Annotated in this window: 10 protein-coding genes; 1 reads left to right on the top strand and 9 read right to left on the bottom strand. The window is 70.6% G+C overall.

Translation table 11 applies throughout. The features are described from left to right. Positions 1-16 precede the first annotated feature (16 nt). Positions 17-1,405, top strand: a complete 1,389-nt coding sequence (locus E5671_RS37330) for an OFA family MFS transporter (protein ID WP_160508437.1) — start codon at positions 17-19, stop codon at positions 1,403-1,405. A gap of 82 nt (positions 1,406-1,487) precedes the next feature. On the opposite strand, the gene E5671_RS37325 is transcribed toward E5671_RS37330, so the two are convergent. The 9 genes from E5671_RS37325 to E5671_RS37285 form a co-directional block, all read right to left on the bottom strand. Then, on the bottom strand, positions 1,488-2,642 hold the full coding sequence (locus E5671_RS37325; RefSeq protein WP_160508435.1) for a TIM barrel protein: 1,155 nt from the start codon (positions 2,640-2,642) through the stop codon (positions 1,488-1,490). 114 nt (positions 2,643-2,756) lie between these two features. Next, positions 2,757-4,133, bottom strand: a complete 1,377-nt coding sequence (locus E5671_RS37320; RefSeq protein WP_160508433.1) for a nucleotide pyrophosphatase/phosphodiesterase family protein — start codon at positions 4,131-4,133, stop codon at positions 2,757-2,759. Further along, positions 4,130-5,299, bottom strand: coding sequence for a metabolite traffic protein EboE (gene eboE / locus E5671_RS37315; protein ID WP_160508431.1), 1,170 nt, complete (start codon positions 5,297-5,299; stop codon positions 4,130-4,132). Before eboE ends, E5671_RS37320 begins: the two co-directional genes overlap by 4 nt. 3 nt (positions 5,300-5,302) lie before the next feature. Further along, entirely contained in the window at positions 5,303-6,151 is an 849-nt protein-coding gene (locus E5671_RS37310; RefSeq protein WP_160508430.1) for a TatD family hydrolase, read from the bottom strand. Beyond that, positions 6,151-6,810 (bottom strand): EboA domain-containing protein, encoded by a 660-nt coding sequence (locus E5671_RS37305; RefSeq protein ID WP_160508428.1) that lies wholly within the window; start codon positions 6,808-6,810, stop codon positions 6,151-6,153. Before E5671_RS37305 ends, E5671_RS37310 begins: the two co-directional genes overlap by 1 nt. Next, positions 6,807-7,799, bottom strand: a complete 993-nt coding sequence (locus tag E5671_RS37300; RefSeq protein ID WP_160508426.1) for a sugar phosphate isomerase/epimerase family protein — start codon at positions 7,797-7,799, stop codon at positions 6,807-6,809. Before E5671_RS37300 ends, E5671_RS37305 begins: the two co-directional genes overlap by 4 nt. Further along, positions 7,796-8,899, bottom strand: coding sequence for an SCO3242 family prenyltransferase (locus tag E5671_RS37295; protein ID WP_237330884.1), 1,104 nt, complete (start codon positions 8,897-8,899; stop codon positions 7,796-7,798). The genes E5671_RS37300 and E5671_RS37295 overlap by 4 nt, the downstream gene beginning before the upstream one ends. Before the next feature lie 86 nt (positions 8,900-8,985). Beyond that, positions 8,986-10,173, bottom strand: a complete 1,188-nt coding sequence (locus tag E5671_RS37290; protein WP_160508423.1) for an inositol-3-phosphate synthase — start codon at positions 10,171-10,173, stop codon at positions 8,986-8,988. A 98-nt stretch (positions 10,174-10,271) separates the two neighbouring features. Continuing rightward, on the bottom strand, positions 10,272-11,651 hold the full coding sequence (locus E5671_RS37285; RefSeq protein WP_160508421.1) for a ThuA domain-containing protein: 1,380 nt from the start codon (positions 11,649-11,651) through the stop codon (positions 10,272-10,274).

Here is an 11,651-nt window from a genome sequence, read left to right as displayed (position 1 = left end):
GGGGTGCTGAACCGACATGACGACAACCGACATATCCACAGCCGTCCCGTACAGGGAGGTGACGGACACCAACGGCCGGATGTACCGAGTTGGCGAGACCGACATCGACATCATGGGCCGCAAGCGCAAGTGGATGGTCATCCTGCCGTGGGTCGGCATGATGGGCATCAGCTCGGCCGAGTACGCGTTCGCGTCGGCCGAGGACACCCTGCACACCGCGCATTCCTGGGGTGACACCCACATCTTCTGGATGCTGGGCGTCTGGGTCTTCTTCCAGGCCGCGGTGGCCTTCCCGGCGGGCAAGCTGCGCGAGAGCGGCAAACTTCCGGCGCGCTGGGCGATGATGTGCGGCGCGGTGGGCACGCTGCTCGGCTATGTGTCACTGGCGTTCGCGCCCCATGTGATCGTCGCCTATATCGGCTTCGGCATGTTCAGCGGTATGGGCGCCGGCATGGTGTACGCGACCTGCGTGAACATGGTCGGCAAGTGGTATCCGGAACGGAAGGGAGGAAAGACCGGATTCGTCAACGGCGGATTCGCCTACGGCTCGGTGCCGTTCGTGTTCATCTTCACCGGCTATATGGACCTGACGAACTTCCGCTGGGTGCTTGTGAGCGTCGGCCTCTTCCTGGCGGCGATGGTCGCCGTGGCCGGTTACTTCTTCCAGGACCCGCCGAAGAACTGGTGGCCGGCCGACGTGGACCCGCTGCGGCCGCCGGACGACCCACGGGCCAGGCGCGCCATGGCGATGAATCCGCCCGCCGTGCGGCAGTACACACCCAGGGAGGCGTGGCAGACCGGCCGGGTCGCACTGATGTGGTTCTGCCTGCTGTGCACATCGGGCGTGAACATCTTCGGCATCGCTTTCCAGGTGGACATCGGAAAGGAAGCCGGATTCGCCGGTGGGATCGTCGCCACGGCCATGTCCTTGAAGGCCATCGTCAACGGCACGGGCCGGGGCGTCATCGGCTGGCTCTCGGACCTCTACGGACGCAAACGCTGCCTGATCTTCGTCTGTATCGTCCTGGGTCTTTCGCAGTACGGCATCCTGTGGTCCGCGAACATCGAGAACCTCCCGCTGTTCCTGGTCTTCTCCAGCATCTCCGGTTTCGGAGGCGGCGCCATCTTCCCGATGTTCGCGGCGATGACGGCGGACTACTTCGGCGAGAACAACAACGCCTCCAACTACGGCCTGGTCTACAGCTCCAAGCTGGTGTCCGGGCTTCTCGGCTCCGGAATGGGCGCCGTCGTGGTGAGCAACTGGGGCCACACAGGGGCCTTCACCCTGGCCGGCTCGATCTCCCTGTTCGCCGGATTCATCGCGCTCTTCCTCTCCCAACCCGGAAGGCCCAAGGACAAAGGCATCAAACCCAATCCGCAACCCCTCGGTGAGGAGATGGCCTGACTGCCTGCCCCCCTTACGTCAATCAGCTCTCGCCGCGCGGCCTCCGCGCGGCGAGAGCTGTGTGTGCGGGCGCTTCAGCGCTTCAGCGCTTCTTGCGGAGAGCCGCCAGGTTGTCGTAGCCGGTCTTCGCGAGCTTCAGGGACTGGCCGGGATCGGTGCCGCTGGGCGCGTTGTCCTGCTCGACCATCGGGTTGTGGTAGTTCTTCTCGCCGACCCGGCTGAAGAAGGTGCGGTAGTCGATGACGCCCTCGCCGAAGGCCACCATGTCGTAACCCTGGCCGCTGGTGTCGTTGCGGGTGCCGTCCTTGGCGTGGAACAGCGGGTAGCGCTTGTTGTTGCGGCTGACGAGCGCGGCCGGATCGAAGACCTTCTTCCGCTGGGAGCCGTCGTGCGCGGTGTACGTGTGGAACTTGTACTGCGCGACGTGCGCCCAGTAGACGTCCATCTCCAGCCAGACCGCCCTCGGATCCGTGGCCTTGAGGAAGTACTCCAACTTGCGGATGCCGGAGCTGCGGGTCGGGCGGCCCTGCGCGTCGAGCGGGCCGCCGTCGAGCAGGAAGCCGTACGCCCCGTCGTGGTTGTGGGTGTAGAGCTTGATGCCGGCCTTGCGCGCGATGGAGCCCATGGCGTTCCACTTGTCGGCCGCGACGTCCCAATCGGCCTTGTACGAGCTGTTGGTCGGGTCACCGCCGGTGCCCATGTGGTCCATGCCGAGGATGTTGGCGATCTCCAGGTGCTTCTTGAACGTGTCGAGGTCGGGCTGCGTGAGCGGCCAGGAGCCCGGTATGAAGCCGTGGTTGCCCTGGGCGCGCAGGCCGTAGTCGTCGAGCCAGGAGCGCAGCAGCTTGGCACCCTCGACGGACTCGAGACTGGCGCCGCCGGGGGCGTTGGCGTGCTGGCCGTAGCCCGCGAACTCGACCTGCTTGTAGCCGTAGCGGGCCAGCTCCTTGAACACCTCGCGGAAACCGGAGGGCAGGTTGGAGGCGAGCGGGTCGCGGCCGGTCGCGTCACGCACCGTGTAGAGGATGATGCCGCGCTTCTTCGCGGGCACCAGTTCGCGGCCGTGGCCGTGCCCGCCCTCGGTCTGCGGCTGGGCGAAGGACGGTGCCGCGCCGAACACGGGCGCGGCGATCGCGCCGGCGCCGACGGCGGTGCACGTGTTGAGGAAGCGGCGGCGGTTGATGCCGAGACGCTGTCTGAGGGCCTCGTCGGCGGGAGTGTCGTGGAAGTCGGTCACGGGTGCCTCTTTCGGGCTCTAGGACTCTCGGGGTTTTCCCGGATCTTTCGACGTACGGGCGGACGCCACTGGCGCGTTGTCAGTGACGCGTGCTTCACTCTCTGTAACTGCTCCTCAGCCCAGGCCGGCCAGGTCGAGGAGGAGGGATTTCACGGCGGTGGCCGCGATCCGGTCGGAAAACGCATGGGGGGTGGAGCTGATGATGAGCGGACCGTCGTCGTCGCTCAGGGTAAGGCGGCCGTGGCTGCCGCGAATAGGTGAGGGGTCAAGGGGCACGACCGCCATGCGGTAGCGCATGCCGAGTTTCTTACGGGCCAGCGCGGACGCGGCCTTGACGCGGACGTAGGGGTCCTCGGGGTCCATGAAGAGCTCGACGGGGTCGTAGCCGGGTTTGCGGTGGATCTCGACGAGCTGCGCGAAGTCGGGCGCGCAGGCGTCGTCGAGCCAGTAGTAGTACGTGAACCAGGCGTCCGGCTCGGCGACGGCGACGAGTTCGCCGGAGCGCGGGTGGTCCAGGTGGTTGGCCTTCTTGCCCTCGTCGTCGAGGAGTTGCTCGATTCCGGGCAGGTCGGCGAGCGCCTGCCGGGTGGCTTCCAGGTCCTCGGGCCTGCGCACGTAGATGTGGGCGATCTGGTGGTCCACGACGGCGAAGGCGCGTGATGCCATCGGGTCGAGGTACTCCATGCCGTCCTGGGTGTGCACTTCGAGCAGGCCTGCGCGGCGCAGGGCGCGGTTGATGTCGACGGGACGGTCCACGCGGGTGATGCCGTACTCGGACAGGGCGACGACGGTGCGGCCCTCGGCCTTCGCCTCGTCGAGGAGGGGGGCGATGGTCGCGTCGAGTTCGGCGGCGGCCTGGTGGGAGCGCGGGTCGTCGGGGCCGAAGCGCTGGAGGTCGTAGTCGAGGTGAGGGAGGTAGCACAGGGCCAGGTCGGGGTGGCGGGTGTCGAGGATGTGGCGCGTGGCGTTCACGATCCAGCGGCTGGACACGATGTCGGCGCCGGGGCCCCAGAAGTGGAAGAGGGGGAACGTGCCGAATTTCTCGGTGAGTTCGTCGTGCAGGGCCGGGGGCCTGGTGTAGCAGTCGGGTTCCTTGCGGCCGTCGGCGTAGTAGACGGGACGGGGGGTGATGGTGATGTCGGTGTCGGCGCCCATGGCGTACCACCAGCAGATATTGGCGACGGTGTAGCCGGGGTACGCGCGACGGGCGGCGTCCCACAGCTTGTCGCCCGCGACGAGGCCGTTGTGCTGGCGCCACAGCAGTACGTCGCCGAGCTCGCGGAAGTACCAGCCGTTGCCGACGATGCCGTGCTCGGCGGGGGTGGTGCCGGTGAGGAAGGTGGACTGGGCGGCGCAGGTGACGGCGGGCAGGACCGTGCCGAGCGGGGCCCGGGAGCCGGACTGGCCCAGGGACTTGAGGCGGGGCATGTGGTCGAGGAGACGGGGGGTGAGGCCGACGACGTCCAGGACGAGGAGGGGTGTGGGGCTCATGGGAGTTCCTTCAGGCCGAGGTCCGTCAGGAGATCGCGGGCGAGGGAGAGTTCGGCGGCGATGCCGTCGGCGAGCTGGGGACGGGAACGGGGGCGCAGTTCGGGCGGCAGCGCCTGCCAGGTGTAGGTCTCGACCTCGAGGTGGCGGGTTCGGGGGTCGGGCCCGCCCACCAGGTGGGCGAGGGTGTCCTTGAGTACGGGGAGTGTGGAGGTGAGGGGCGGCGCGGGAGGCGCGTGCAGGGGGACGTGGAAGTGGGCGCGCCAGGGTGCCGTCTCGGGCAGGGCGTCACCGGCGAGGGATTCACCGAGGTCGTCGGTGCCGCGCAGTCCGGCTGCGGTACGGGTGCGGGTCTGGTGCAGGAAGCGGGGTTCGTCGAAGGCGGCGAGGGCCTCGCGGACTCCGGGGAGATGGGGGTGTTCGGCATGCAGGGCAGCGGAGAGCTGGGATTTGACGACGGGGATGCCCGCGGCGGCGAGCGCGTCGAGCGCGGTCCGCGGGTCCTCGAAGGAGGTGGCGAGGTGACAGGTGTCGACGCAGACACCGATGCGGTCGTGGCCGATCGCGGTGAGGGGGGCGATCGCGTCGCCCGTGGTCTCCACGGTGCAGCCAGGTTCAGGTTCGAGGCCGATACGGATCGACTTACCGGTCAACTCCGCGAGTGCGTCCAGGCGTTGGGCGAGCGCGGTGAGGGCGGCGCGGGCGGCCTCGGCTTGAGTGGTGTCGAAGGGAGTGCGCCAGGCGAGAGGCAGGGTGGAGATGGAGCCTTCGGTGACGTCGTCCGGGAGGAGGGCGGCAAGGAGACGGGCCAGGTCGGTCGTGTGGGAAAGGCGCTCCGGGTCGGTCCAGTCCGGCTTGTAGACGCGGTACTTGACCTCCTCGGCTCCGAACCCCTCGTAAGGGAAGCCGTTGAGGGTGACGACTTCGAGGCCGCGCCGGTCGAGTTCCGTGCGCAGGCCGCGCAGGGCTGCGGGGTCGGTGACCAGGGCGTGCGCGGCGTCCTTGGCGAGCCACAGGCCGATGCCCAGGCGGTCCCTGCCGAGCCGTTTGCGCACGGGTTCGCAGTGGTCGCGCAGTTGCGCGAGGACACCGTCGAGGGTCTCGGCGGGGTGGACGTTGGTGCAGTACGCGAGGTGGACGACGCTGCCGTCCGGGTGCCGGAAGCGCATGGCTCACGCCCCGCCGCGGAGGATGGAGTTGCCCTCGTGGGTGGCTTCGGTGTCCGTGACATCGAGCGCGAGGCGGCCGCTGAGTCCGTAGAAGGCGACCGGGTTGCGCCACAGCACCAGGTCGACGTCGTCCTCGCTGAACCCGGACGCGAGCATGGCGTCGGCGACCTTGCGGGTCTTGAGCGGGTCGCTCTTGCCCCAGTCGGCTGCCGAGTTGACCAGGACCCGCTCGGGACCGTGGTCGCGCAGGATGGCCACCATCCGGTCCTCGTCCATCTTGGTGTCGGGATAGACCGAGAAGCCGAGCCAGCAGCCGCTGTCCTTGGCCTCCTTGACCGTCGTCTCGTTGAGATGGTCGATGAGGACCCGGTCCAGGGGCAGCGCGGATTCCCGGATGACATCGATGGTGCGGCGCAGTCCTGCGAGCTTGTCGCGGTGCGGGGTGTGGACGAGCGCAGGCAGCTCATGGTCGGCTGCGAGCTGGAGCTGGGCGCTGAGCGCCGCGTCCTCGGCGGGGGTCATGGAGTCATAGCCGATCTCACCGACGGCGACGACGTTGTCCTTGACGAGATACCGGGGCAGCGCGTCAAGGACCGGGGTGCAGCGGGGGTCGTTCGCCTCTTTGGGGTTGAGGGCGATGGTGCAGTGGTGGGCGATCCCGTACTGCGCCGCGCGGAAGGGTTCCCAGCCGAGGAGGGAGTCGAAGTAGTCGAAGAAGGAGGCGGGTGAGGTGCGGGGCTGACCAAGCCAGAACGCGGGCTCGACGACGGCACGGACACCTGCCGCGTACATGGCCTGGTAGTCGTCGGTGGTGCGGGACGTCATGTGGATGTGGGGGTCGAAGATGCGCATCAGGACTCCTGCTCCTCGCCGGTGGAAGGGGTCTCGGGGGCCGCCGGGGCGGTGGTCAGGGCCAGGACGCGGTGCAGATCGCTGGGGACGGTGCGGCCGGCGGCGGTGCGTTCGCCGGCGAAGTCGCCGAGCATCCGGGCGAGCTCGGCATCGCCGGCGGCGCGGCGGTCCAGGTCGGCGACGGCTTCCACGGGGACGCCGGTGAACAGGCACTTGAGCACCGCGTGGCGCCATTCGTGCGGGGCGAGGTGCCGGGCGGCGTACGGGCCGACGGCGGCGGCGACGAGCCGGGTGTCGTTGGTACGCAGGGCGTCCTCGACCAGGGGCAAGGCCTCCGGGCCCTGGACCAGGTGAGGCAGGGCGAGCAGGACGGCGCGGCGCTCGGCCGCGGTGCCTTGTTCGTAGACGCGGGTGAGGGTGGCCGGGTCCGCGGCGGCCGCGTGCAGGAGCAGCACGCGGGCGGCGTCGGCGTGGTCCTGGCCACAGCGTCGCCCGGCTTCGGCGAAGCGCAACTCCCAGACGGGGGCCTCGTGCTGCTCCGGACGCCCGCGGTGGGCGGTGGCCTCCGCGGTGGCCTGGTCCAGCCAGGCGCGGGCGGCTCCGCCGAGGGTGGCTTCGAGGCGGGTGCGGAGGTCGTCGATGACGGGGGCTTCGGTCACGGGGTTCCTCCTCTTGCTGAAGCTGAAGTGATGACAGGGGCTGTGCGGGCCGCTTCGGTTGCCGCCTTGTGCAGGAACTCGATGGAGTGGGAGGCGAGTTGGGGACCCGCGTGGGAGTGGCGGGGCAGTTCGACGACGGTGAGGCCTTGGTAGCCGGTGGAGGCCAGGGCTTCGAGGACGGGCGGGAAATCGATCTCTCCGTCTCCGAACGGGAGGTGTTCGTGGACGCCGCGGCGCATGTCCTCGATCTGGACGTGCCGTAGCCAGGGGGCGGCGGCGCGTACGCAGTCTGCGGGGGACTGCGGTTCGAGGCACTGGCAGTGGCCGATGTCGAGGGTGAGGCCCAGGAGCTGGGGGTCGCCCAGTTCGTGACGGAGCCGGTGGAAGTCGGCGAGTGTGGAGAGGAGGTGGCCGGGTTCGGGTTCGATGGCCAGAGGCACGCCGGTGCCGGACGCGGCGTCCAGTACGGGGCCGAGCGCGTCGGCCAGCCGCCGCCAGGCGGTGTCCTCCGGGGTGCCTTCGGGGGTGACGCCGCTGAAGCAGTGCACGGCATGGGCGCCCAGGTCGGCGGCGACCCGCACGGCACGTATCAGCAGGCGGACCCGGGCGGCGCGCGCGTCCGGGTCGAGGTCAAGGAGCGAGGGCCCGTGCTTGCGGCGCGGGTCGAGCACGTAGCGGGCGCCGGTCTCGATCGTCACCGTCAGACCGAGGCGTTCCAGGCCGCGGGCCACGTGGCGGGTGCGGGCGGCGAGGTCGGGGGCGAGGGGGTCGAGGTGCATGTGGTCGAGGGTGAGTCCGACGCCCGCGTAGCCGAGGTCGGCGAGGAGGCCGAGGGCGTCGTCGAGCCGGAGGTCGGTGAGGCCGTTGGTGCCGTATCCGAAGCGGAAGGGGGACGAAGCTCCCGCTCCGGCGGGGCCCGCGCTCCGTACCGCTGCATGAGCCTGCGGCTGCGCCTGCCGGGTGCTCGTCCCCTCTGTCGTCTCCGTCATGTGACGCTCACCTTCCGGCCGAACTTGCGGGCCGCCGGGGCCAGAGCGGCGGTCAGGAGAGCGGGCCCCAGGGCTCCCGCACGGGCGGAGAGCGCGGCCTGGAGCGGGATCATGGCGCGGATGCCGCCGCCCACGGCCCGCTGGGTGAGCTGGGGCGACGGATTGAGCGCGGCGTGGAAAAGGGGGCGCGCGGCGGTAGCTGCGTAGGTCGCGGCGAGCGCGGCCTGGACGGCACCGCGGGCTCCGCTGCGCCATGCGCTGCCGGGCCGCCCCGAGGCGAACCCGCCCGGCACCCCGCCGGTACGCAAGCGGCCCACCGCCCGACCCACCAGTCGGGCCCCCGTCTGCTCCGCCGAAGTGAAGCCCGGCAGACCACGGGTGGCTGCTTCGCCGCGGCCTGCCGGGAGTTGAGGGGCGGCGGCGCCGACGCCACCGCTTCGGGCAAGCAGTTGCGCGAGTCCGGCTGTCGCGACTAGTGCGGCCAGAGGGGCCGTCGTGGAGCCGCCCTGTGCCTCGCGGCGCGAGACCGCGGTCACCGCGAGGGTGTGGGCGCCCAGGACGAGGGCGGTGGGTACCGCCGCGCGGAGGCCGGGGCCGGTGAAGGGGCGGCGAGTGGTCGCGAGCTTCGCGGAGGCCGAGGAGCTGGAGTCCGCCGCCGTGGCCGCCGCTCCCAGGAGCAGGTCGAGGGCGCGGGCCGTGGCCATGGCTGCCGGGCCCGCCGGAGTGTGTTTCAGGCCCAGGTCATACGCCCACACCGTGGCCGCCAGCCCGGTCGCCACCGTCAGCGCGGGGCGGCCCGCGGCCGCGGCCAGAGCCAGGCCCCCTGCCGTCAGGGCCGCCGCCGCGCCCAGTGCGGCCGCCGGGGCGATGCGGCCGGAAGGCAACGGGCGGTGAGGCCGTTCGACCGCGTCCTCCTCCCGGTCCGCCCAGTCGTTGAGGGCCATGCCCGCTTCGTAGAGGGAGAGTGATGCGGCGATGGCCAGGAGGGTGCGGCGGTTGGGCCGAAGCCCTGCCGCCGCAGCGCCCGCGATGGCGTCGCCGGGGACGGTGAACAGGGCGGAGACACGCAGGAGTTCAGCCCAGTCGCGCCCAGTGCCCAGAGAAACATCACCCCGAGCGGCTGCACCCCCGCCACCCGCCCCCAAGCCACCCCGAGGGGTACCGCCGCCATCACGACTCCCGCCCCTCACACCCCCACCCCCCGCAACCGCACCCCAAACCCCACCAGCGCCTCGTACTGCTCGGCCAAGGCCGATGAAGCGCCGTCGTCCGGGTCCTTGAAGTAGAAGCCCAGCTCCCCCAGCGGCCCCGTAAGGCCCCTCTCGTGGGCGCGGGCCAGCAAGCGGGCCAGGTCCAGGATCAGAGGTGCCGCCAGGGCCGAGTCGCAGCCCTGCCAGGTTGTCTGCAGGACCATCCGCGCGCCGAGGAAGCCGTCGAACGCGATGTGGTCCCAGGCGGTCTTCCAGTCGCCGAGCGAGGGGACGTCGTCGATGTGGACCTCGCCCTCCGGGGCGGAGCCCAGCGTGTCGGCGAGCACCCGTTCCTTGCCCGCGTTCTTCGCCGCGGCCGCGGCCGGGTCCGCGAGGGCCGCGCCGTCGCCGCCGCCCAGGAGGTTCGTGCCGGACCAGGCGCGGACGGCCAGCGCACGCTGGGCGAACATCGGGCCGAGGACGGAGCGCAGGAGGGTCTGGCCAGTCTTGCCGTCCCGGCCCGCGTGAGGGAGCCCCGACGAAGCCGCCAGAGAAGCGAGCGCCGGGTGGTGCAGGCCCGCCGACGGGGTGAAGTTCACGTACGGGCAGTCCGCCCGCAGCGCCGCCGCCGCGTAGAGGGAGCTGGCGGGCAGCCTTTCCTCGCCCTCCGCCGGCAGCGGTTCCGTCGAAGCCACGTTCACCACCACCGCACGGGCGAGCCCCCGGCGGCGTACGAAATCGCGGAGGTCTGCGGCGAAGGACGCGATCAGTTCCTCGTCCGTCCTGGTGTCGGAGTCCCCGCGGCGCGGTCCGCCCATGCGGATCTCCGCGTCGGCCGCCGCCAGTTCCGCGTGCACCGCCGACGGGACGCCGTGCGGGAGCACGCCCCCGGCCGCCAGCTGCTCCGCCCGCTTGGGCAGCGGGCACTCCATCACGTCGTGGCCGCCGAAGACCAGCGAGGACAACGTTGGCAGACCACTGTCCGCGAAGGGCGGTGTCTCCGTGACCATGCCGGTCGGCGGGTGCAGACCGGCCGTCACCGCCGCGCACCCCGCGACAGCCGTCGTGGCGACCGAACCGCGCGCCCCGATGAGCCACACCCCGGTCAGCCCGCCACCCGAAGAACCGGATGAACGAGAAGAACCCGACGAACCCGAAGAACCCGACGAAGAAGAGTTGGACATGGCTGCCTCCTGTCGTGCACGCGCCGAACCCGCGGGAGTTGGGACGGCGAACGGAAAAGACGGCGGGCGGAGGTCCGGCGTCCTCCGCCCGCCGCCGTCTAGCGGCCCGCGCCGGACGCGGTGCGGGCCGGCAGGTCCTTCACCCGGATGTCGCGGAAGGAGACCTGGTCATCGGCACCGTGGTTCTGGATGCCGATGTGACCGTCCTTCAGGCTCCTCGCCGGATCCGTGTTGGTGAAGTCGTTGATCTTCACTCCGTTGAGATAGATCCGAAGGCGTTCGCCCTCGACCCGGAGCTCGTAGGTGTTCCACTCCCCCACCGGATTCAGCGCCTTGTCGCGCTTCTTCAGGTCGGCGGACTTGAAGCCGTAGACGGAGCCCGTGGTCTTCTCCGGGACGTCGGTGGCGTCGATCTGGATCTCGTAGCCGTTGTTCACGGCCGACCAGGGGTCGTCGGAGGCCGGGAAACCCACGAAGATCCCGGAGTTGTCGTCGCCGTCCATGCGCCAGTCCAGCTTCAGGGAGTAGGAGCCGAGCTCCTTCGCCCCGTCGTACCAGAGCATGCCCATGCCGCCGACGGTCGTCAGGGTTCCGTCGCCCTCGTTCAGCTCGAACGAGCCGGGGCCCGCCTGCTTCCAGGCGTCGAGCGACTTCGCCGTACCGTCGAAGATCGGCGTGTAGCCCTTCTCCGGACGGCAGTCGGCCTGCGCCGCTCCCGTCGCCCAGCGGATCCCGCCGAGCAGATGGGTGCGGTAGGCGGGGTCGGCGAACGACTCCTTGGTGTGGCCGCTGCCCGTGTAGAAGGAGCGGCCGCCCTGGTACTCCTGGCACCAGGCGATGGGATGGTCGCCCGACATGGAGCCGCCCGAGTAGGACGACTCGTCGAGCGAGGCGAGGACGTGGGCGCGGTCCCGGGGATTGGAGCGGTAGTTGTACCACTCGTCGGTCCGGTCCCAGATCCCCGGCAGATGCGCCGTGGACGGGTGCCCGTGGTCCTCGACCTGCACCTTCGCGGGCTGGATCGCGGGGTGCGACTGGAAGTACGCGCCCGCGAGCCCGCCGTAGAAGGGCCAGTCGTACTCGGTGTCGGCGGCGGCGTGCACGCCCACGTACCCGCCGCCCTTCTTGATGTAGCCCTCGAACGCCGCCTGTTGCTTGCCGTCGAGGACGTCACCCGTCGTCGAGAGCCAGATCACGGCGTCGTACCGCGCGAGGTTCTTGGCCGTGAAGGCTCCGGCGTCCTCGGTGGCGTCGACGGCGAAGCCGCCCGCCGCGCCGAGCTCCTTGATGGCCGCGATGCCGTCGGGGATCGAGTCGTGTCGGAAACCCGCGGTCTTGGAGAAGACAAGGACCTTCTCCCCCGCTGCCGAACCGGAAGACTCCGAAGACTCCGGCTCGGAGGCCGCGGGGCCCGACACACAGCCGATGAGCAGTGCGGCCGCGGCGCTCGCGGTGGCGATCCGTGCGGATGCGCGCAT

This window comes from Streptomyces sp. BA2, assembly GCF_009769735.1.
Lineage (GTDB): Bacteria > Actinomycetota > Actinomycetes > Streptomycetales > Streptomycetaceae > Streptomyces.
Note: the sequence above shows the minus strand (reverse complement) of the source record. Positions and strands in the feature narration are given on the sequence as shown.

Coding starts and splice junctions, on each gene's coding strand:
- E5671_RS37330 (WP_160508437.1), top strand. CDS start 17: ATGACGACAACCGACATATCCACAGCCGTCCCGTACAGGGAGGTGACG.
- E5671_RS37320 (WP_160508433.1), bottom strand. CDS start 4,133: ATGAGCCCCACACCCCTCCTCGTCCTGGACGTCGTCGGCCTCACCCCC.
- eboE (WP_160508431.1), bottom strand. CDS start 5,299: ATGCGCTTCCGGCACCCGGACGGCAGCGTCGTCCACCTCGCGTACTGC.
- E5671_RS37310 (WP_160508430.1), bottom strand. CDS start 6,151: ATGCGCATCTTCGACCCCCACATCCACATGACGTCCCGCACCACCGAC.
- E5671_RS37300 (WP_160508426.1), bottom strand. CDS start 7,799: ATGACGGAGACGACAGAGGGGACGAGCACCCGGCAGGCGCAGCCGCAG.
- E5671_RS37290 (WP_160508423.1), bottom strand. CDS start 10,173: ATGTCCAACTCTTCTTCGTCGGGTTCTTCGGGTTCGTCGGGTTCTTCT.
- E5671_RS37285 (WP_160508421.1), bottom strand. CDS start 11,651: ATGCGCGCATCCGCACGGATCGCCACCGCGAGCGCCGCGGCCGCACTG.